This window comes from Janthinobacterium sp. (assembly GCF_009923995.1).
GTDB lineage: Bacteria > Pseudomonadota > Gammaproteobacteria > Burkholderiales > Burkholderiaceae_D > Janthinobacterium.
In genome coordinates this window covers 45037-65446 of the sequence record NZ_RFSK01000012.1, presented here as the reverse complement: position 1 = coordinate 65446, position 20410 = coordinate 45037, and the positions used below count along the sequence as shown (strand labels likewise).

The 20410-nt window shown below is 64.4% G+C and carries 16 protein-coding genes; 5 read left to right on the top strand and 11 right to left on the bottom strand.

Annotation, left to right across the window (positions count from 1 at the left end):
* Nucleotides 1-101: 101 nt before the first annotated feature.
* From EBS11_RS08800 to EBS11_RS08790, 3 genes are all read right to left on the bottom strand, one after another.
* Nucleotides 102-2105, bottom strand: coding sequence for a M13-type metalloendopeptidase (locus EBS11_RS08800; RefSeq protein WP_290602150.1), 2004 nt, complete (start codon nt 2103-2105; stop codon nt 102-104).
* Nucleotides 2106-2350: 245 nt separating this feature from the next.
* The gene (locus EBS11_RS08795) at nt 2351-4426 is read right to left on the bottom strand and encodes a M13-type metalloendopeptidase (protein ID WP_290602095.1); all 2076 of its coding nucleotides are present in this window, start codon (nt 4424-4426) and stop codon (nt 2351-2353) included.
* Nucleotides 4427-4897: 471 nt separating this feature from the next.
* On the bottom strand, nt 4898-5473 hold the full coding sequence (locus EBS11_RS08790) for a hypothetical protein (RefSeq protein WP_290602094.1): 576 nt from the start codon (nt 5471-5473) through the stop codon (nt 4898-4900).
* 324 nt (nt 5474-5797) lie between these two features.
* Here EBS11_RS08790 and EBS11_RS08785 point away from each other — a divergent pair, with 324 nt between their 5' ends.
* The 3 genes from EBS11_RS08785 to ybaL all read left to right on the top strand — a co-directional run bounded on the left by EBS11_RS08785 (nt 5798) and on the right by ybaL (nt 10489).
* Nucleotides 5798-7243 carry a S41 family peptidase gene (locus EBS11_RS08785; RefSeq protein ID WP_290602092.1) on the top strand — a complete coding sequence of 482 codons (1446 nt, stop codon included), beginning with the start codon at nt 5798-5800 and terminating at the stop codon, nt 7241-7243.
* Between the two features lie 203 nt (nt 7244-7446).
* On the top strand, nt 7447-8568 hold the full coding sequence (locus EBS11_RS08780; RefSeq protein WP_290602090.1) for a beta-ketoacyl-ACP synthase III: 1122 nt from the start codon (nt 7447-7449) through the stop codon (nt 8566-8568).
* Nucleotides 8569-8779: 211 nt separating this feature from the next.
* Nucleotides 8780-10489 (top strand): YbaL family putative K(+) efflux transporter, encoded by a 1710-nt coding sequence (ybaL, locus tag EBS11_RS08775; RefSeq protein WP_290602088.1) that lies wholly within the window; start codon nt 8780-8782, stop codon nt 10487-10489.
* 80 nt (nt 10490-10569) lie between these two features.
* Here the strand turns inward: ybaL and EBS11_RS08770 are convergent, their stop codons facing one another.
* On the bottom strand, nt 10570-12615 hold the full coding sequence (locus EBS11_RS08770) for an NADPH-dependent 2,4-dienoyl-CoA reductase (protein WP_290602086.1): 2046 nt from the start codon (nt 12613-12615) through the stop codon (nt 10570-10572).
* A gap of 164 nt (nt 12616-12779) precedes the next feature.
* Between EBS11_RS08770 and EBS11_RS08765 the strand changes: the two genes are divergently transcribed.
* On the top strand, nt 12780-13379 hold the full coding sequence (locus EBS11_RS08765; RefSeq protein WP_290602085.1) for an SRPBCC family protein: 600 nt from the start codon (nt 12780-12782) through the stop codon (nt 13377-13379).
* A 14-nt stretch (nt 13380-13393) separates the two neighbouring features.
* On the opposite strand, the gene EBS11_RS08760 is transcribed toward EBS11_RS08765, so the two are convergent.
* The 4 genes from EBS11_RS08760 to EBS11_RS08745 form a co-directional block, all read right to left on the bottom strand.
* Complete coding sequence (locus EBS11_RS08760) at nt 13394-13849, bottom strand: hypothetical protein (RefSeq protein ID WP_290602083.1); 456 nt, start codon at nt 13847-13849, stop codon at nt 13394-13396.
* A 43-nt stretch (nt 13850-13892) separates the two neighbouring features.
* Nucleotides 13893-14333 (bottom strand): DUF2721 domain-containing protein, encoded by a 441-nt coding sequence (locus tag EBS11_RS08755; protein ID WP_290602082.1) that lies wholly within the window; start codon nt 14331-14333, stop codon nt 13893-13895.
* Between the two features lie 112 nt (nt 14334-14445).
* Nucleotides 14446-15402, bottom strand: a complete 957-nt coding sequence (pip, locus tag EBS11_RS08750) for a prolyl aminopeptidase (protein WP_290602081.1) — start codon at nt 15400-15402, stop codon at nt 14446-14448.
* A gap of 88 nt (nt 15403-15490) precedes the next feature.
* Nucleotides 15491-15973 (bottom strand): Lrp/AsnC family transcriptional regulator, encoded by a 483-nt coding sequence (locus EBS11_RS08745; protein WP_034752896.1) that lies wholly within the window; start codon nt 15971-15973, stop codon nt 15491-15493.
* A gap of 163 nt (nt 15974-16136) precedes the next feature.
* Between EBS11_RS08745 and EBS11_RS08740 the strand changes: the two genes are divergently transcribed.
* Nucleotides 16137-16757: a LysE family translocator gene (locus EBS11_RS08740; RefSeq protein ID WP_290602080.1), complete on the top strand. Its 621-nt coding sequence runs from the start codon at nt 16137-16139 to the stop codon at nt 16755-16757.
* Here the strand turns inward: EBS11_RS08740 and EBS11_RS08735 are convergent.
* The 3 genes from EBS11_RS08735 to EBS11_RS08725 form a co-directional block, all read right to left on the bottom strand.
* A complete protein-coding gene (locus EBS11_RS08735; protein WP_290602078.1) occupies nt 16694-18121 on the bottom strand; it encodes a hypothetical protein in 1428 nt (475 codons plus the stop codon). The two genes, EBS11_RS08740 and EBS11_RS08735, sit on opposite strands and share 64 nt — an antisense overlap.
* A 116-nt stretch (nt 18122-18237) precedes the next feature.
* Entirely contained in the window at nt 18238-18978 is a 741-nt protein-coding gene (phbB, locus tag EBS11_RS08730; RefSeq protein WP_071325827.1) for an acetoacetyl-CoA reductase, read from the bottom strand.
* Nucleotides 18979-19189: 211 nt separating this feature from the next.
* Nucleotides 19190-20368 carry an acetyl-CoA C-acetyltransferase gene (locus tag EBS11_RS08725; RefSeq protein WP_131374678.1) on the bottom strand — a complete coding sequence of 393 codons (1179 nt, stop codon included), beginning with the start codon at nt 20366-20368 and terminating at the stop codon, nt 19190-19192.
* Nucleotides 20369-20410 lie beyond the last annotated feature (42 nt).

Below are 20410 nucleotides of genomic sequence, written 5' to 3'. Positions count from 1 at the left end.
GACGCCGGCCCGGACGACTGCCGCTTGCGCCAGATCAAACGACATGAAAAAGCCGCCCGGCTTGCGCGGGGCGGCGGCAACTTACGCGGTCAACAACCGTCTTACCACATGATGACGCGGTCTTTTGGCGGCAGGTACATCTTGTCGCCCGGTTTCACGTCGAAGGCTTGATAGAAGCCTGGCTGGTTGCGCATGGTGCCGTTGGCGCGGAACTGGCCTGGCGAGTGCGGGTCCGTTTTCAGCAGCACGAGCTGCTGCGCTTCGCGCATCTTCATGCGCCATACCTGGGCAAAGCCCGCGTAGAAGCGCTGTTCGCCCGTGAAGCCGTCGATGACGGGCGCTTTCTTGCCGTTCAGCGACAATTTGTACGCCTTATAAGCGATGGCCACGCCGGAGTTATCGGCGATGTTCTCGCCCAGGGTCAGTTCGCCATTGACGAAATGGCCCGGCACGGGGCTGAAGCTGTTGTACTGCGCCACCAGCTGCTTGGTTTTCTTGGCGAAGTTCTTGTGGTCGGCCTTGGTCCACCAGTCGCGCAGGTTGCCGTCGCCGTCGTACTGGGCGCCCTGGTCGTCGAAGCCGTGGCTGATTTCATGGCCGATCACGCCGCCGATGGCGCCGTAGTTGACGGCGTCGTCCGCCTTGGCGTCGAAGAACGGCGCTTGCAGGATGGCGGCGGGGAAGACGATTTCATTCAGCTCGGGGTTGTAATAGGCGTTGACGGTCTGTGGCGTCATGCCCCACTCGTCGCGGTCGATCGGCTGGCCCAGCTTGTTGAGTTCACGGTTGTAGTTCAGCAAATGCGAACGCTGGATGTTGCCCACCAGGTCGTCCGGCGCCACCGTCAGGCCCGAGTAATCGCGCCATTTGTTCGGATAGCCGATCTTGGTGGTGAACTTGGCCAGCTTGATCTGCGCCTGTTTCTTGGTGACGGGGCTCATCCAGTCCAGCTTGTCGATGCTTTGCTTGTAGGCCGTCATCAGGTTTTTCACCAGCGCTTCCATGCGCACCTTGCGCTCGGCCGGGAAATACTGTTCCACGTACAGCTGGCCCACGGCTTCGCCCAGGGCGCCTTCGACGGCGCCCACGCCGCGTTTCCAGCGCGGACGCATTTCCGTCACGCCCGTCAGGGTGGTGCCATAGAAGCCGAAGTTTTCATCGACATACGCTTTCGACAGGTAGCCGGCGTTGGCGTGCAGCAAGTGCCATTGGAAGTACGCTTTCCACGTTTCCAGGGGCGTCTTGTTGGCGATCTCGGCAAAACCCTTCAGGTAGCTGGGCTGGCTGACGATCACGTAATTGACCTTGCCGGCGATGCCCGTATCCTTCAGGTAGCGGGCCCAGTCGTAGCCGGGCGCCACGTCGGCCAGTTTCGCCAGGTCCACCTTGTTGTAGGTCTTGACGGGGTCGCGGTTCTGCACATTGCTCCATTGCGCCTTGGCCAGGTCCGTTTCCAGCGCCAGGATGGCCTTGGCGTTGGCCGCGGCGTTCGCGTCACCCGCCAGGCTCAGCATTTTCTCCACGTGGACCAGGTACTTGGCGCGCGTGTCGGCCTTGCCAGCTTCCAGGTAGTAGTCGCGGTCAGGCAGGCCCAGGCCGCTTTGCACGATGTCGGCCACATACTTGGTGGAATCCTTGGCGTCCTGGTGGATGCCGAAGTCGTAGGGCGAGGTCACGCCCAGCTTGCTGAAGTGGGCGATCACGGCCGGCAATTCCGCCTTGTCCTGCAGGGCGGCGATCTTCGCCAGTTCCGCGTTCAGGGGCGTCAGGCCCAGGCTTTCCAGCTTGGCTTCGTCCATGAAGCTGTTATAGAAGTCACCGATCTTCTGGGCATTCGAGCCGGCCGCGCGGGCCTTGTCGGCGGCCGCGCCCTCGACGATGCCGCGCAGCTGCGTTTGCGTATCATCGGCCAGCTTGGCGAAGCTGCCCCAGCTCGACTTGTCGGCAGGAATGACGGTTTCCGCCAGCCATTTGCCGTTCAGGTGCTGGAACAGGTCATCCTGCGCGCGCACGGCGGGGTTGATGTATTCGATGGCGATGCCGGAAGTCAGCGCCGCGGGCGCGGCGGCCGTGGCGGCGACGGCTTCTTTCGCGGCGCCCGCCATGCCGGATACGCTGGCCAGCAAGCTCAGGGTCAATGCACTTAACAAATAACGATTCACGGTAATCCTCAATATTGTATGGTGTGGAATATCAGGGTCAGAACGCCCAAGGCTTCTGGCCCGGTTTTTGACTGTAGCATACCGGCCGAAACGACAGAAAAAACTTTGGCCAGAATGCAAAAAAGACCACGCAAGGTGGCCTTTTTTGTTGCTACAGTCGTACGTTTTTCACGCAGCCGCGCAAGCGCTTACCAGATGATGACGCGGTTTTCCGGGGCAACATACATCTTGTCGCCCGGTTTCACGCCAAATGCCTCATAGAAGGCAGGCTGGTTGACCATGGTGCCGTTGGCGCGGTACTGGCCCGGCGAATGGGGATCGGTCTTGATCTGCACGATTTGCTGCGCTTCGCGCATCTTGCTGCGCCATACCTGGCCAAAGCCCATGTAGAAGCGCTGGTCGCCCGTCAAACCGTCCAGCACGGGGGCCGGCTTGCCGCCCAGCGAGATCTTGTACGCCTTGTAGGCAATCGCCACGCCCGAGTTGTCGGCGATGTTTTCGCCCAGGGTCAGCGCACCGTTGACGTTGTAGCCAGGCAATGGGCTGTAGCCGTCATATTGCTTGGTCAGCGCATCGGCCTTGGCGGCGAAGTTCTTGCGGTCGGCCGGCGTCCACCAGTCGCGCAGGTTGCCGTCGCCATCGGACTGGCTGCCCTTGTCGTCGAAGCCGTGGCTGATTTCATGGCCGATGACGGCGCCGATGGCGCCATAGTTGACGGCATCGTCCGCATTGGCGTCGAAGAACGGCGGCTGCAGAATCGAGGCGGGGAAGACGATTTCATTCATCGTCGAGCTGTAATACGCGTTCACCGTCTGCGGCGTCATGCCCCACTCTTCGCGGTCGATCGGCTTGCCCAGCTTGGCCACGTTGCGGGCGGAGCCAAAATTGGCGGCGCGCATCATGTTGCCCACCAGGTCACCCTGGACGATCTGCAGCTTCGAGTAATCGCGCCACACGTTCGGATAGGCGATCTTCGGCGTGAACTTGGCCAGCTTGGCTTGCGCTTCCTTCTTGGTTTCCGGGCTCATCCAGTCCAGGGTGTCGATGCTGTCCTTGTAGGCGGCCAGCACGTTTTTCACCAGTTCCTGCATGTGCGCCTTGCGCTCAGGCGGGAAATATTGCGCCACGTACAGTTTACCGACGGCTTCGCCCAGCACGCCATCGACGGCGCCCACGCCACGCTTCCAGCGCGGCTGGTTCTGCGTCACGCCGCTGAGCACCGTGCCGTAGAAGGCAAAGCTCTCGTCGACGAAGTTTTTCGACAGGTAGCTGGCGTAGCTGCGCAGCAAGTGCCATTCGAAATACGCTTTCAGGGTGTCCAGGTCCGTGGCGGCCAGCACCTTGTTGTAGCCAGCCAGGTAGCTCGGCTGGTTGACGATGACGTAATCGACCTTGTTGGCGATGCCCAGGGCCGCGAGGCCTGATTTCAGGTCGTAGCCGGGGGTCAGGTCGTTGAGCTTGGTGATGTCCGTCTTGTTGTAGCGCTTGACGGGATCGCGGTTCTCGACCTTGGTCCATTGCACTTCGGCCAGCGACGTTTCCAGGGCAACCACGGCCTTGGCGTGGGCGGCGGCGTTCTTGTCACCGGCCATGGACAGCATTTTTTCCACGTGCGCCTGGTATTTTTCCTTCACGCCCGCCTGCTTGGCTTCCAGATAATAGTCGCGGTCCGGCATGCCCAGGCCGCTCTGGCTCACGTATGCGGCATATTTGGTCGAGGCGCGCGCATCCTGGCCCACGTACACGGCGTACGGCGTGGCGACGCCCGTCTGGCTCAGGTGGGCGATCAGGGCCGGCACGCCCTTCTTGTCGCGCAGCGAGCGGATACGGTTCAGTTCGCCTGCCAGCGGCTTCACGCCCAGCGACTCCAGCTTGGCTTCATCCATGTAGCTGGCGTACAGGTCGCCGATTTTCTGCGCTTCCGACCCGGCTTTCTTGTTCTTGTCCTGCTGCGTGGCTTCGATGATGCCGCGCAGCTGTGGCGTCGTGTCGTCGCGCAGCTTGGCGAAGGAACCCCAGCTCGATTTGTCGGCCGGGATCTCGGTCGTGGCCAGCCACTTGCCGTTTAGATGGGTGAAGAAATCGTCCTGCACGCGCACGGCAGGGTCGATGTATTGCACGTCGATGCCGGAGACGGCACCGGCGGCGGCAGGCGCGGCGCTGGGAGCGACGGTCGGCGCGGCGGCGGCGGATGCGGGCTCGGCGGCGTTGGCAAACGCAGCCAACAGGGACAGGGTCAGACTGCTTAAGAGGTATCGGTTCACGGATTGTCCTTATGGGGCATGTCAAAGAGATCAGGCGGGTAGCCTCTGGCGGAGTGCCTCATATGAAGAGCCCGCCGCGCCAGGCGCTTCAGGAATGTAGCACGGCAACATAAGGCTTGACCATCCCCGCCGCCCCGGCGCCGGCACCGTCCGCGCGCGGCGCCAGCCCCGTCAAGACTCGGTTACCCCCTGAACGCGCCTGAAAGTCGGCCCCCTGCCGGCAGCCCCGCATGCAGCGCCTTGCGCCATCTTCGCCCGGAAATGGCGGCCTCCTGCACACGCGGCCAGCACCGGCGCGGCCGCCCGCGGCGCGGGCCCCAGGCGGCGGCGCGGCGATTTTTTTACTTTACGATACATTTGCACGACAATTCCGCAACAATTCCGTGGCCAGGCTTACAACACTTTGTGGCGCCAGCCCCGTTCCGCCCGGTGGCGCGCATCCTTGCCAGCCAGGCAAGCAGTTACGCGGCCTCAGTTGCCAGGCATGTTCATGCTGGCGCCGCCGCTGCCCACGTTCATGCCCATGCCGCCCTTGCCCCCCTTGCGCCCGCCGTGCTCGCCGGCCGGCGCGCTGCGCGGCTCGCCGTGCGGCACGGCCGCATCCATCACGCGCGCCATCTGGCCGGCGATGAACTGGGCCACCAACTGGCGCTGCTGCTCGTCGAGGGCGTCGTTCACGCTCAGCCACCATTCGCGCACCTGCTTTTCCTCGGCCAGGCTCACGGTGCTTTCATTGTCCAGTCCTCCCACCAGGTCGCGCAGTTCCAGGCGGGGCGCCTGCAAGCCCTGCGCCACGCTGGCCTGCAGGCGCTCGCGGCGCGCCTTGCGTTCGCGCAAGAGCTGGCGGGTTTTCCCTTCCACTTGTTGCCACAAGATGGTCTGATTCGCATTGAGTTTCAATTCCGTCTTGAAGTCGGGCGCCATGGGCAGCAAGTCCTCCAGGCGCATCTCGGCGATCGGCACGGCCGACGCGGTCAAGGCACTGGTGCCCAGCAGGAAAGCCAGGCCGAGGCGGCGCAGGGCGGGGGAAAAGGTCAACGATGTCATGGGAACTCCGGCTAAAAAAAAGCCCGCGTCCGGAGACGCAGGCAAAACCACTTCGGGTCGAGAATGCGAATTCACTATAGGCCCGCCGCACACGCTTTTTTTCGACTCTTACAAATGCTTACTCCCCTCAAGACTAACTATACATCGCATACAAAACAGCAACACATGGCAAGCTGGCGGACGCCATTCCCCGTCTAGACTGTGCCAAGGCACGCTTTTTCCCCGCCCGGCCCACGCCGGCCGGGATTCAGGTCTATACTTTCAGGAAAGCGCCGCTCCACGGGGACTGGCGCTTGTGCAAGACACTACCGCTGCAAAGGTGCAATGATGGGCAAACTCAAAAATACCGGCTTGATCGGCCTGGGCGTGGTGGCCGGCGTCGCCGTTTCGCTGCAATTTTCGGCGATGGCGCAAAAGACCGTCGAACCACCGCTGCCCCTGGAAGAATTGCGCCAGCTGGCCGATGTGTTTGGCCTCATCAAGTCCGACTACGTCGAGCCGGTGGAAGACAAGAAACTGCTGGAGGAAGCCATTTCCGGCATGGTCGCCTCGCTCGACCCCCATTCCGCCTACCTGGACAAGAAAGCCTACGCCGAGCTGCGCGAAGGCTCCGAAGGCAAGTTCGTCGGCCTGGGCATTGAAATCGGCCTGAGCGAAGACGGCTACATCAAGATCGTCTCGCCCATCGAGGATTCGCCCGCCTACCGCGCCGGCATCAAGGCCGGCGACCTGATCACCCGCCTCGATGGCCAGCCCGTCAAGGGCGTCAACCTGGACGACAACGTCAAGCGCATGCGCGGCGAGCCGGGCACCAAGGTGTCGCTGACCATCGCCCGCAAGGATGAACCGCAACCCTTGTCCTTCGTCATCACGCGCGAGGAAATCCATCAGAAGAGCGTCAAGTCCCGCATGATCGAGCCGGGCTACGCCTGGCTGCGCGTGTCGCAATTCCAGGAACCGACTGTCGACGACATGGCCGCGCAGATCACGGCCCTGTACAAGCAGGACCCGCACATCAAGGGCATGGTGCTCGACCTGCGCAACGATCCGGGCGGCGTGCTGCAGGGCGCCATCGGCGTCTCAGCCGCCTTTTTGCCGAAGGACTCGCCCATCGTCTCGACGAATGGCCAGTTGCCGGACTCGAAACAGGTGTTCTACGGCCGCGCCGAATACTATACCTTCCGCTCGGAAGGCGATGCCCTGGCGAAATTACCAGCCGCCATCAAGCAAGTGCCGCTGGTGGTGCTGGTCAACACGGGTTCCGCCTCGGCCTCGGAAATCGTCGCCGGCGCCCTGCAGGACTACAAGCGCGCCACCATCATCGGCACGCAAACCTTCGGCAAGGGCTCCGTGCAAACCATCCGCCAGCTGACGGCCGACACGGCAGTGAAGCTGACGACGGCCCGCTACTACACGCCGAATGGCCGCTCGATCCAGGCCAAGGGCATCGTGCCCGACCTGCTCGTCGATGAAAACGCGGACGGCGACGGCTTGAACGGCTTGCGCATCCGCGAAGCGGACCTGACCAAGCACCTGAGCAACGACCGCGACCCGGAAAGCGCCAAGGCCGCCGCCCCCGTCAACGACGAAATGGAAGAACAGCTGCGCATCATCGCCCTGGAAAAAACCCGCAAGCCGCTGGAATTCGGCAGCAAGGACGATTTCCAGCTGCACCAGGCGCTGAACCACCTGAAAGGCTTGCCGGTGCAGCTGGCCAAGGCGGAACCGGTGGTGGTGCAGGCCGACGTCAAGAAGGAACAGAAAAAGTAGGCCATTGGGGGCAGACCCGCCGGGTCTGCACCCAACCCAGCGGGGCGCCATGCCCCCGTTATCCCGTCCACGCGACAAAAATCCATCTTGCGCCACACATCGCCCGCCCCCGCAACACGAAACTCTCTACAGTCGAGCACGTTTGTGTAAAATTTGCTTCACTTATCGGCATCGCGCCGATTGCCAAATTTGAAAGTTTAACCATGAAACAAGTCGTCATCAGCGGTACCGGACTGTACACGCCGCCATTTTCGATCTCCAACGAAGAACTGGTCGCCTGCTTCAACGCCTACGCGGAAAAGTTCAATGCCGACAATGCCGACGCGATCGCCGCGGGCACGGTGACGGCGCTGGAACTGTCGAGCGTGGCCTTCATCGAAAAGGCGTCCGGCATCAAGTCGCGCTTCGTCATGGAAAAGGACGGCATCCTCGACCCGGCGCGCATGGTCTCGCGCATCCCGGAACGGGGCGATGACGAACTGTCCCTGCAGGCGGAAATGGCCGTCGCCGCCGCGCGCGACGCGCTGGCGCGGGCCGGCCGCACGCCGGCCGACATCGACATGGTGCTCGTCGCCTGCAGCAATATGCAGCGCGCCTACCCGGCCATGGCCGTGGAAGTGCAGGATGCGCTGGGCATCGATGGCTATGGCTTTGACATGAACGTGGCGTGCTCGTCGGCCACCTTCGGCATCCAGCAAGCCGTCGCCGCCGTGCAAAGCGGCCAGGCGCGCGCCGTGCTGGTGCTGAACCCCGAAATCACCAGCGGCCACCTGAACTGGCGCGACCGCGACAGCCATTTCATCTTCGGCGACGCCTGCACGGCCATCATCGTGGAAGCGAAGGACACGGCCGTCTCGCAGCACCAGTTCGAGATCATCGGCACGGAACTGAAAACGCGCTTCTCTAACGCCATCCGCAACAATTTCGGCTTCCTCAACCGTTTTGACGAGTCCGGCGTGGGCAAGGCCGACAAGCTGTTCCGCCAGCAAGGCCGCAAGGTCTTCAAGGAAGTGTGCCCGATGGCGGCCGAGATGATCAAGGCGACCCTGGCCAAGGCCGGCGTGGAAGTGGCGCAGGTGAGCCGCTACTGGCTGCACCAGGCCAACCTGAACATGAACCTGCTGATCGCGCGCCTGATCCTGGGCCGCGATGCCGAGGCCAACGAAGCGCCCGTCATCCTCGACACCTATGCCAACACCTCGTCGGCCGGTTCCATCATCGCCTTCCATAAATATCAGGATGACATGGCGGCGGGCGCCACGGGCGTCATCTGCTCGTTCGGCGCCGGCTATTCCATCGGCTGCGTGATCGTGCGCAAGGTCTGAGCGCTTCGGCGTAGAATCGCCTGATTCATTGAATTAGGCGCAGTTCATGGTGGATTGGCATCAATTCGCGGCTACCTGGACGAAGATGTGGCACAAGTTTTTTACAAAAAAAGCGGCAGGATAGTTCCAGCCGCAGCTTTGTTGCGTTTATACTTAGCCCCTGAGCAACATCTTTTTCCATCCGCACGACGCCATAAGGAACCCACCCCGCATGCCCCATGACATCAGTCTGATCACCACCATCGCCGCCGCCCTCGGGTTCGGCCTCATCTTCGGCTTCATCGCCGCGCGCCTGAAACTGCCGGCCCTGGTCGGCTATCTGGCCGCCGGCATCATCATCGGACCGGCCACGCCCGGTTTTGTAGCGGATGCGGAAATAGCCGGGCAATTGGCGGAAATCGGGGTGATGCTGATGATGTTCGGCGTCGGCCTGCACTTTTCCATCGAGGATTTATGGGACGTGCGCAAGATCGCCCTGCCCGGCGCCATCCTGCAGATCGCCGTCGCCACGGCGATGGGCATGGGCCTGGCCCACTGGTGGGGCTGGAGCCTCGGCGGCGGACTGATCTTCGGCCTGGCCCTGTCCGTGGCCAGTACCGTGGTGCTGCTGCGCGCGCTGGAAGAACGGGGCATCCTCGATTCGCTCAATGGCCGCATCGCCGTCGGCTGGCTGGTGGTGGAAGACCTCGTCACCGTGCTGGTGCTCGTGCTGCTGCCGGCGTTTGCCGGCGCGCTGGGCGGCAAGGTCGCTGCCGGCGGCGAGGAAGTCAGCCTGTGGCATACCCTGGCCATTACCCTGGGGCAAGTGGCCGGCTTCATCGTCTTCATGCTGGTAGTCGGCCGCAAGCTGTTCCCGTGGATCCTGTGGCAGGTGGCGCGCACCGGTTCGCGCGAACTGTTCACCCTGTGCGTGATCGCCGCCGCCGTCGGCATCGCCTACGCATCGACCAAGCTGTTCGGCGTGTCCTTCGCACTGGGCGCCTTCTTCGCCGGCATGGTGCTGCGCGAGTCCGAACTGAGCCACCGCGCCGCGGAAGAGTCCCTGCCCCTGCGCGACGCCTTCGCCGTGCTGTTCTTCGTCTCCGTCGGCATGCTGTTCGAGCCGAACATCCTCATCGACAAACCCCTGCAGGTGCTGGCCGTGTGCGCCATCATCATCTTCGGCAAGTCGATCGCCGCCTTCCTGCTGGTGATGGCTCTGCGCTATCCGCCCAAGACGGCCATCATCGTCTCGGCCAGCCTGGCGCAGATCGGTGAATTCTCCTTCATCCTGGCCGCCCTGGGCCTGTCGCTGGGCCTGATGCCGCAGGAAGGGCAAAGCCTGATCCTGGCCGGCGCCATCCTCTCCATCGCCCTGAACCCGCTCGTGTTCAGCATGGCCAAGCCGCTGCTGCGCGTCATCGGCAACAGCGATTTCGCGCGCAAGTTCGAACGCACCACCGACCCGCTGGCCGAGCTGCCGATGACGGTGCCACAGGAAAAGCTGTCGGGCCAGATCGTCCTCGTCGGCTATGGCCGCGTGGGCCGGCGCATCGCCGCCGCCCTGATGGAGCGGGGCATCCACTTCGTCGTCGCCGAGGAAAACCGCGAAATCGTCGACCAGCTGCGCAAGCAGGGCATCCCGGCCGTGGCCGGCAATGCGGGCGAACCGGCCGTGCTGATCCAGGCGCACATCACGCATGCCACCATGCTCGTCATCGCCACGCCCGATACCTTCCACGTGCGCGCCATGATCGAGACGGCGCGCGCGCTCAACCCCACCATCATGACGGTGGTGCGCACGCACAGCGAGGAAGAGGCGGAATTGCTGCGCGCGGAAAACGCCGGCAAGGTGTTTATCGGCGAGCACGAACTGGCGAATGGCATGGCCGAGCACGTGCTGCAGAGTTTTGATGCGGCGAAAAAGGGGCATGGCCATTAAGGTTCCTTGATGCCGAACCGCTAGCCCATGCAAATGCCGGGGTCGGATCCTGAGGGTCCGACCCCGGTTTTTTTTCCGGGTTATAAACTGGCGGCCAGCTCCGCCCCTTCCCGTATCGCCCGCTTGGCATCGAGCTCCGCCGCCAGCGCGGCGCCGCCGATCTTGTGGAAACGGGGACCGCCCGCCTGCAGGGGCTTGCCCTCCTTGTCCGTTTCCGGCATGAGTTCCGTCAAACTGTCCTGACCCGCGCAGATGACGACGTTGTCCACCGCCAGCAGGCGCTGCTCGCCGCCCACGGTGATGTGCAGGCCCTGGTCGTCGATCCTGTCGTAGCTCACGCCGGCCAGCATGGCCACGCCGTTTCTCGCCAGCGCCGCCCGGTGCACCCAGCCCGACGTCTTGCCCAGGCCCGCCCCCACTTTCGACGTCTTGCGCTGCAGCAGGAAAATCTGCCGCACGGGCGTCGACGCCACGGGCGGCACCAGGCCGCCGCCCGTGGCCGCGTCCAGGTCCACGCCCCACTCGCCCGCCCACGTGGCCACGGGCTGGGGCAGCGGGTGCGCCGGGTCGTGCAATAAATACTCGCCCACGTCGAAACCGATGCCGCCCGCGCCGATGATGGCCACGCGCGCGCCCACGGGTTTCTTCTCCTGCAGCACGTCCAGGTAGGACAGCACTGTCGGGTGGTCGATGCCGGGAATGGCCGGCAGGCGCACCTTGATGCCCGTGGCGATGATGACGTCGTCAAAGCCGCCGGCCAGCAATTGCTCGCGCGTGACGCGCTGGCCCAGGCGCAGCTTGATATTCGACAAGGCGATGCGGCGGGCGAAATAACGGATGGTTTCCGTGAATTCCTCCTTGCCCGGTATCTGCATGGCCACCTTGAACTGGCCGCCCACGCTGTCGCTGCTGTCGAACAGGGTCACCTGGTGCCCGCATTCGGCCGCCACGGTGGCGGCGGACAGGCCGGCCGGTCCCGCGCCGACGACGGCCACGCGGCGCGGCACGGCCTTTTTCGCGTAGACGAGTTCCGTTTCATGGCAGGCGCGCGGGTTGACGAGGCAGCTGGCCCGCTTGTTGGCGAATGTGTGGTCCAGGCACGCCTGGTTGCAGCCGATGCAGGTATTGATCTCGTCGGCGCGGCCCGCGGCCGCCTTGGCGACGAAGTCAGGGTCGGCCAGGAAAGGGCGCGCCATCGACACCAGGTCGCAGTCGCCCCGCTCCAGGATGGCGTTGGCTTCCTGCGGCATGTTGATGCGGTTCGAGGCCACCACGGGAATGGCGACTTCGCGGCGCAGCCGGCCCGCCACGGAGGCAAAGGCGGCGCGCGGCACGGAGGTGACGATGGTGGGCACCCTCGCCTCATGCCAGCCGTAGCCCGTGTTGAGGATCGTCACGCCCGCCTGTTCCAGGGCCTTGGCCACCGCCACCACGTCGTCCCAGGTATTGCCGCCCTCGACCAGGTCGAGCAGGGAGTGGCGGTACATGATGATGAAGTCGGGGCCGACGGCGGCGCGGATGCGGCGCACGATCTCCACGGGCAGGCGCATGCGGTTCTCGATGCTGCCGCCCCAGCGGTCCTGGCGCAGGTTGGTGCGCGCGCACAGGAACTGGTTCAATAAGTATCCTTCGCTGCCCATCACTTCGATGCCGTCATAGCCCGCCTTGCGCGCCAGGCGCGCGCAGCGCACGTAGTCGCAGATGGTGCGTTCGATGCCCCGCTCGCTCAAGGGACGGGGGCGGAAGGGCGAGATCGGCGATTTCTTGGCCGACGCCGAGACGACGAAGGGCTGGTAGCCGTAGCGGCCCGCATGCAGGATCTGCATGACGATCTTGCCGCCCTCCTCGTGCACGGCGCGCGTCACCTTGCGGTGGTTCGGCACGTCGCCGAGGAAATTGAGGGTGCCGCCGAACGGCAGCAGCCAGCCCTGGCGGTTCGGCGAGATGCCGCCCGTGACGATCAGCCCCACGCCGCCCCGCGCCCGCTCGCGGTAAAACGCGGCCAGCTTGCCATAATGATAAAAACGGTCTTCCAGCCCCGTATGCATGGACCCCATGATGACGCGGTTGCGCAAGGTGGTGAAGCCCAGGTCGAGCGGGGCCAGCAGATGGGGATAGGCAGTCATGGTGATCGGTCCGATAGAAGGTGGTATGCAAGCCGTACGGTAACAAGCATTGCGGGCCGCCGCAGCGACTTTCTCTAGACCGGGGGTTCTAAATCGGCCTGCGCGCGGAGGCTGCTGGCGCGCGCAGCTTGTGCCGGGCGCAAGTTTCCCGTAGGCTAGGTGCCATGACGCGACTCTTTCTCTGCCTGCTGATGCTGTGCGCCGTCGCCACCCCGGTGGCCGTCTCGGCACAAGCGCAGGCGCAGGCGCCCCGCCTGGACAAGCTGAAGGTGGACGTCAAGCGCATCGAGGTCGACGGGCAGCGCATGTATGAAGTCGATGCCAGCGGCAGCGTGCTGGCGCCGCCGGCCTCCGTGTGGAAGACCCTCACCACCTACGAGCGCATGAGCGAATTCGTGCCCGACCTCAGTTCCTGCCGCGTGCTGTCGCGCAACGGCAACGAAGTCATCATCGAACAGCAGGGCATGGCGCGCTTCCTGTTCATGAACCACGCCATCCACCTGGTGGTGCGGGCGCTGGAAACGCCGCCCACGGCCATCGACATCGCCCTCATTTCCGGCGACATGCGGCACTACGAATCGCGCTGGAACCTGTATCCCGTGCCCGAGACGGGCGGCACGCGCATCGTCTTTTCCAGCCGGCTGATGCCGGGCTTTTACGTGCCCGGCATGCTGGGCACGACCATGATACGCGGCGATATCGAGCGCATGATGGCGGCCGTGCTGGCGCGCATCGACAGCCAGTACACGGACAAATCCAGCTGAATTACGCCAGATAGTTACGCCAGATAGGTGTCGCGGTCGCGGATCTCGGCGAAGTTCTCCAGGCTGCCCAGCTTCACGGTGACGGGGTTGAGGCTGGCCTGCGGCTGCATCGAACGCCAGGCGAACAGCCATTCCTGTTCCAAGGCCTCGGCGCGCGTCTTGGTAAAGGCGGCGCCCAGGGCGGCGCGCTGGCCATATTCGACGACGCCGTCGATGCCCGCCCAGCTGGGCAGGGTGCGCTGCACGGCGCGGTGCAGGCGCTCGCCGAATTCTTCCGTATTGTGGATGATCAAACAGGCGTCGGCCGGGGCGAACAAATCGAACAGTTTCTTGTCCCACACCTGGGAAAAGCTGAGGGTCAGGCAGTTGCCCGCCGGCGTCAGGCGGAACTGGCCCAGGCTCAGCGCCAGTTCGAGTTCGCTGCGCTGGCCGTAGCGGTGCAGGGTGGGAGGGCGTTGGTAATCGTGCATACGTGACTCGTTCTTCAATAGTAGGGTAAACCGGCGCGGCCGCTCAACGGGGCGGGCGGATGTGGCGCCGGATGCGCTGGGCCGTGGCGGCCAGGTAAATTTCGCGCAATAAATAAATAAAACAGCCGATCAGGCACAGCACGGCCAGCACGAAGAAGGCGGCGATGTACTTGTCCAGAGTCAGGTTCAGAATATCGCCCAAAAACAGCATGGCGATGATGACGCAGACGAAGAAACCGCAGGCCGTGCTGAGGGAAATCGAATAATTGATCAGATGGGTGCGCTTATACAGGGTATCTAGCTCATCCATATAGAAATCGTTGTAACCGATGTCGAGCCGGTCTTCCAGCACGCGCGTGCGGTCGATGATGCGCCCCAGGCGGTTGGTCAGCACCACCAGCATGGTGCCGATACCGGTCAACAGGAAAACCGGCGCGATCGCCAGCTGGATGATATGGCCGATGTCGCCGATCTGTATGTTCATGGATAAAAAGTCGTGGGTTCACACCGGCGCCCGACCGTGGCGCCAGTACAGGCCATAGTGTAGCAGGTGGCGCATGCCGGCTGGCCACTTTGCCGCCAGGCATGGTGGCCGTTCATGCGAAGCCGCGTCCCGGCACGAAACGCTCGGTGGCGCGCACCAGCGCCGAGGCGATGCCGTGCTCCAGCGCGCCATGGCCCGCGTCCGGGATCATGTCCAGCTGCGCGCCGGGCCAGGCCTGCTGCAGGCGATACGCCGACAGGGGCGGGCAGATGGCGTCATAGCGCCCCTGCACGATGACGGCCGGCAAGTGCGCGATGCGGTCCATGTTGCGGATCAGCTGGTCTTCCTCGAAGAAACCCAGGTTCGCCATGTAATGCGATTCGAGCCGGCCCACGCCCAGGTCCAGCGCGTCGTTCGGCGCATCTTCCGGCTGCGGCATCAGGTACACGCGGCGGCCCTCGAAGCGGCTCCAGGCGCGCGCGGCCGGCCAGTACACGGCGGGATCGCTGCTGAGGATGCGTTTCGCGTAGGCCGCCAGCAGGTCGCCCCGTTCCTCGGGCGGGATGAGGGCGGCGAATTCCTCGTGCAGTTCCGGATAAAACCAGCGCACGCCGTCGATGAACCAGTCGATTTCCGCCTGCGTGCACAAGAAAATGCCGCGCAGCACGAAACCGAGACAGGCTGCCGGGTGCGCCTGGCCGTACGCCAGCGCCAAGGTCGAGCCCCACGAGCCGCCGAACACCAGCCACTGGTCGATGCCGAACTGGGCCCGCAGGCGTTCGATGTCGGCGATCAGCAGCTGCGTCGTGTTGTTGTGCCATTCGCCCAGCGGCGTGGACTTGCCGGCGCCGCGCTGGTCGAACAGGATCACGCGGTAGCGCAGTGGGTCGAAGAAGCGGCGGTGCTGCGGCGACAGGCCCGCGCCGGGGCCGCCATGCAGGAACAGCACGGGGATGCCGTCCGGATTGCCGCACTCTTCCCAATAGATGGTGTGGATATCGTCGACCGCCAGCATGCCGTGCCGGTTCGGCGTCAGGGCGGGAAACAGGGGCGACAGGGAGTCTGGCATGGCGGTCCTCGTGAGCGGTCAGGGTTCGGGCAGTCCGCCAGGCGGTCTTGCCTGGCAACTGCCCCAATTATAGTGCGCCCCCGGCGCCTCAGGCCAGCAGCAGGGGCAGGCGGTTCGACGACTTGATTTCCCGCATCGACAGGCTGGACTGGATTTCCGCCACGCCGGGCAGGCGCCGCAGGACCGTCGAGACGAATTCGCCATACGCTTCCAGGTCGCGCGCCACCACTTGCAGGAAATAATCGGCTTCGCCCGCCACATTGTGGCAAGACAAAATCTCGGGAATCGTGGCGATGGCCTGCTCGAACTGCGACGGCTGCTCGCCGCCGTGGTTGGCAAACACGACGCGCACGAAGGCGACGAGGCCGATGCCCAGCTTCTTGCGGTTGAGCAAAGCCTGGTAGCCGGTGATGAAGCCCTCCTCTTCCAGGCGGCGCAGACGGCGCCAGACGGGGGTTTCACTGAGCTTCAAGCGCTCGGCCAGGCGCGCGTTGGACAGCCGTCCTTCATCCTGCAACAGCCGCAGAATCTGCAAATCGGTGGCGTCGAGGCTAACTTCTGAAATTTTCATCTAATTTTTGTTTTTATAGGAGTGGAATCTACCCGAATACTAGGGCATGGGAGGCAGGAAAAGCAAGCACATTTCATCTCAGCAAGAACATAATGGGGCCCGGCGAGCATGCGGCACACGCCGTTGCTCCCGCCCTTACTCTTAGCCGTTACCGAGCCGCGCCATGTCTGATTCTACCTTCCTGATGTACCTGCTGGCACTGGCCGGCGCGTTTTTATTGCCGGGCCCCGACATGGCGCTGGTGCTGGCCACGGGCGCCGCGCGCGGCGTAGGGACAGCGCTGGTGACGGCGCTGGGCATCGCCGGTGCGCGCGCCGTGCACGTGGCGCTGTCGGGCGCGGGCCTGGCCGCGCTGATGGTGACGCATCCGCAAGCCCTGCAATGGGTGAAATGGGCGGGCGCCGCCTACCTGCTGTACCTGGCCCTGCGCCTGCTGCAGTCGGCCCTGTCGCACAAGACGGCGCCGGAAGCGGCGGCGCCGGCCACGGCCCACAGCGCCCGTGCCAGCCTGGTGCGGGGATTCCTGACCAACTTGCTCAATCCCAAGGCCCTGCTGTTTTGCAGCATGTTCCTGCCGCAATTCGTTGCCGGCAGCGACAGCGTCGGCCTGCAATACCTGCGCTTGGGCGCCGTCCTCGTGCTGGTGGGCCTGCTGTTCGATGCCGTGTACGCCATCGCCGCGGCCCGCCTGGCGCGCCGCCTGCGCGGCAAACCCTCGCCTTACGGCAAGTTCGTGCTGCCCACCGTCTTCGTGCTGCTGGCCGGACGGCTGGTGCTGGGCTGAGCAGCGGCCTCGCCGCCGTCGAAGAAGGCCGGATAGTCGCGCAGCAAGCCCTGTTCCAGCCGGTTCACGCCGGCAAACAGGCGGTGCGCGGGCACCAGCGCCCGGCCCGCGTCCCAGCTGCGCCAGGCGTTGGGCATGTCGAATTGCGCATACAGGGCGTCGCCCAGATCCTTGTACGCTCCCGTCAGGCGGGGCCGGGCCTGCAGCACCTGCAGGTACAGGGCCGTCGCTGCGGGCCACTGTCCCAGCTTGCCGCGCAGGTTGGCCTCGAACACTTGCAGCACGGGCTGCTGCCCGTCCGCCTGGGCGCGCAGCGCTTGCACGCTCGCCAGCCCCGCCCCGATGGCGTCCTGGTCCTTGGCCGACAGCGCGCGCAGCAGCTGGTGCGCGGGTTCGCACGTTTCCAGCGCCAGCCGCTGTTCGCGCGACAGCTGGTCCACCAGCGCCCCCGTGGACAGGTTATCTTCCAGCATCAGCAAGAAGGCCTGGAACGGTTGCTGCGCGGCAAAAAGCCGCTCCGCTTCCGCCCGCAGCGCCAGGTGCAGCTGCGCATCGAGCGGCGCCAGACGGGCCGCCTGCGCCAGCACGCGCTCCAGTTCGGGGGCGCCGGCCGCCACGGGGCGCGGCCGATAGGCGGCGAGGGAAAAGTCGTCAGGCGCATCGGTGCGCACCTGGCTCACGCGGAAGCGGCGCGTGACACTGCCGGCCACATCCTGATAATGCAGGGTGAAGTCGGCTGGAATCTGCTTGCCGCCGGCCAGCATGGCCAGCACCAGCGGATGGCCGCCCCAGGTGTAGCGCAGGAACTGGGCAAAGGCCCGCGCGTCGTCGTCGCTGACGGGCGTGCCGGCGATGCCGAGGCGCAGCAGGGGCTGCTTGTCCAGCGACCACAGCACGGCGCCATCGAGCACGCTCGGCTGCAGCGGGCCGCGCCGCCGGCCGGCCGCCACGGATAATGCCTGTTCCTCGTACACGGGCGGCGTCGCCTGCAGCGCCACGCCGCCGGCCTGCAGGGCGCCGGCGATGCCTTGCCGCTGCCGCAGCTCGGCAGCGCGGAAGCCGACCGTGTCGAACAGGGAATAGGCGTCATAGGTCGCCGCCGCCGTGTCGATGACGTAGCGCCGGCGCGCGGCAATGTCGAGCACGGACAGGCGCCGGCCTTCGCGCACGCGGATGCCGTGCGGCCCCAGCACGACGTCGCTGCCGGTGCTGGCCGTGGCGGGCAGGCTGCTGCTCGCGCCCGGCTTGATGACCCTGTCGGTATCGACCGTGACGTGAAACGCGACACTGGCCTGTGCCGCGGCGGCGGCCAGGAAAAGCACGGCGGCCAGGCTGGCGCGGCGCAGGGCGGGAACAGGAGGCATGGCAGAAAGGAAGGGGAAAGCGCCGATTCTACGGCATGGCACGCGCTTTTCCCGTTTTGCTTGGCGGCATAAAAAAAGACAGCCGCAGCTGTCTTTTTGTTTTACCTCAACAACGCTTACGACATGTGCTGGCCGCCGTTGATGGAGATGTTGGCGCCCGTGACGAACGCGGCTTCATCGGAAGCCAGGTAGGCCACGAGGCCGGCCACTTCTTCCGGCTTGCCCAGGCGCGCCATCGGAATTTGCGGGATGATTTTGCTGTCGAGCACTTCCTGCGGAATCGCCATGACCATCTTGGTGCCGATGTAGCCGGGCGAGATGGTGTTGACGGTGACGTTCTTGCGCGCCACTTCCAGCGCCAGCGACTTGGTGAAGCCGTGCATGCCCGCCTTCGCGGCCGAATAGTTGGTCTGGCCGAAGGCGCCCTTCTGGCCATTCACGGACGAGATGTTGATGATGCGGCCCCAGCCCCGTTCCACCATGCCGTCGCAGACGGGCTTGGTCATGTTGAAGACGGAATCGAGGTTGGTGCCCATCACGGCGTCCCAGTTCGGCTTGTCCATCTTCTTGAACGTCATGTCGCGCGTGATGCCGGCGTTATTCACCAGCACGTCCACGGGACCGATGTCCTTTTCCACGGCCGCCACGCAGGCCGCTGCCGAATCGTAATCGGCCACGTCGCACGGATACGCCTTGAAGTCGTAGCCCATGTCCTTCGTCGTCGCCAGCCATTCCGCGACCTTCGGATTGCCCGGGGAATATGTGGTCACCACGCGATAGCCGAGCGCCGCCAGCTTGAAACACACCGCTTCGCCCAGACCACCCATGCCACCAGTTACCAATGCAACTCTTGCCATTTTCATCCCCTCAGTGTCGTTCTGTTGCTAAAAAGTTAATAATCTAATGAAAGCAATCCACAACCGCCGCGTGACAGCGGCGTACCGCATCGCACTCAAGCGTAGCGAGCGACGATGATTTGTGGCCAAGAAGCGCAACCGTGCTGGAGCACGGTGAGCATCGCAGGCCGCAAAGCGCGCCGCGCAGTAGCTTGGGTGCGGTGCCAGCTACCTAGTCGCGTTCGATGGCCAGGGCCACGCCCATGCCGCCGCCGATGCACAGTGCGGCCAGGCCTTTCTTGGCGTCGCGGCGTATCATTTCGTGGATCAGGGTGACCAGGATGCGCGCGCCCGAGGCGCCGATCGGGTGGCCGATGGCAATCGCGCCGCCGTTCACGTTGATCTTGCTGGTATCCCAGCCCATTTCCTTGTTGACGGCAATCGCTTGCGCGGCAAACGCTTCGTTGATTTCCATCAAGTCCAGTTCTTCATGCGTCCAGCCGGCCTTTTTCAGGCACAGGCGCGAGGCCGAGACGGGACCCATGCCCATGACGGCCGGGTCCAGGCCCGACGAGGCGTAGGCCTTGATGCGTGCCAGCGGCTTGAGGCCCAGTTCCTTCGCTTGCGAGGCGGACATCATGATGACGGCGGCGGCGCCGTCGTTCAGGCCGGAGGCGTTGCCCGCCGTGACGGTGCCGTCCTTGGCGAACGCGGGGCGCAGGCCGGCCAGCGATTCCAGGGTCGAACCGGGCTTGATGTATTCATCGCTGTCGAAGACGACGGTGCCTTTCTTGCTGGTGATTTCCAGCGGCAGGATTTCATCCTTGAACTTGCCCGCCTTGTGCGCCGCTTCCGCCTTCAGCTGCGACTGCAGGGCGAACTCATCCTGCTCGGCGCGCGTCACTTCGTATTTCTTGGCGACGTTTTCCGCCGTGATGCCCATGTGGTACTGGTTGTACACGTCCCACAGGCCGTCGACGATCATGGTGTCAATCATCTTGAAGTCGCCCATGCGGAAACCGTCGCGCGAACCGTTCATCGCGTGCGGCGAGGCGCTCATGTTTTCCTGGCCGCCGGCGATGATGATGTTGGCGTCGCCGCACTTGATCGCCTGCGCCGCCAGGTGCGTGGCCTTCAGGCCGCTGCCGCAGACTTTATTGATGGTGAACGCGGGTATGCTGCTCGGCAAGCCGGCCTTGATGACGGCCTGGCGCGCGGCGTTCTGGCCGACGGCGGCCGTCAGCACCTGGCCCAGGATGGCTTCGCCGATCAGGTTCGGGTCGATGCCGGTTTGCGCCAGCAAGCCCTTGATTACATGTGCGCCCAGTTCGGACGCAGGAATCTTGGCCAGACTGCCACCGAATTTGCCGACTGCGGTACGGCCGGCGGCCACGATTACGACATCATCCATTTATTTCTCCGATATGCAGGCCACGAGGGCCAAGGTCAAGGT

What these genes read in the sequence shown, in the direction of transcription:
- EBS11_RS08785 (WP_290602092.1), top strand. Translation starts at nt 5,798, where the DNA reads ATGATGGGCAAACTCAAAAATACCGGCTTGATCGGCCTGGGCGTGGTG.
- EBS11_RS08760 (WP_290602083.1), bottom strand. Translation starts at nt 13,849, where the DNA reads ATGCACGATTACCAACGCCCTCCCACCCTGCACCGCTACGGCCAGCGC.
- EBS11_RS08740 (WP_290602080.1), top strand. Translation starts at nt 16,137, where the DNA reads ATGTCTGATTCTACCTTCCTGATGTACCTGCTGGCACTGGCCGGCGCG.
- EBS11_RS08725 (WP_131374678.1), bottom strand. Translation starts at nt 20,368, where the DNA reads ATGGATGATGTCGTAATCGTGGCCGCCGGCCGTACCGCAGTCGGCAAA.
- EBS11_RS08800 (WP_290602150.1), bottom strand. Translation starts at nt 2,105, where the DNA reads ATGGCGGGCGCCGCGAAAGAAGCCGTCGCCGCCACGGCCGCCGCGCCC.
- EBS11_RS08735 (WP_290602078.1), bottom strand. Translation starts at nt 18,121, where the DNA reads ATGCCTCCTGTTCCCGCCCTGCGCCGCGCCAGCCTGGCCGCCGTGCTT.
- EBS11_RS08790 (WP_290602094.1), bottom strand. Translation starts at nt 5,473, where the DNA reads ATGACATCGTTGACCTTTTCCCCCGCCCTGCGCCGCCTCGGCCTGGCT.
- EBS11_RS08765 (WP_290602085.1), top strand. Translation starts at nt 12,780, where the DNA reads ATGACGCGACTCTTTCTCTGCCTGCTGATGCTGTGCGCCGTCGCCACC.
- ybaL (WP_290602088.1), top strand. Translation starts at nt 8,780, where the DNA reads ATGCCCCATGACATCAGTCTGATCACCACCATCGCCGCCGCCCTCGGG.
- pip (WP_290602081.1), bottom strand. Translation starts at nt 15,402, where the DNA reads ATGCCAGACTCCCTGTCGCCCCTGTTTCCCGCCCTGACGCCGAACCGG.
- EBS11_RS08770 (WP_290602086.1), bottom strand. Translation starts at nt 12,615, where the DNA reads ATGACTGCCTATCCCCATCTGCTGGCCCCGCTCGACCTGGGCTTCACC.
- EBS11_RS08780 (WP_290602090.1), top strand. Translation starts at nt 7,447, where the DNA reads ATGAAACAAGTCGTCATCAGCGGTACCGGACTGTACACGCCGCCATTT.
- EBS11_RS08755 (WP_290602082.1), bottom strand. Translation starts at nt 14,333, where the DNA reads ATGAACATACAGATCGGCGACATCGGCCATATCATCCAGCTGGCGATC.
- EBS11_RS08745 (WP_034752896.1), bottom strand. Translation starts at nt 15,973, where the DNA reads ATGAAAATTTCAGAAGTTAGCCTCGACGCCACCGATTTGCAGATTCTG.
- phbB (WP_071325827.1), bottom strand. Translation starts at nt 18,978, where the DNA reads ATGGCAAGAGTTGCATTGGTAACTGGTGGCATGGGTGGTCTGGGCGAA.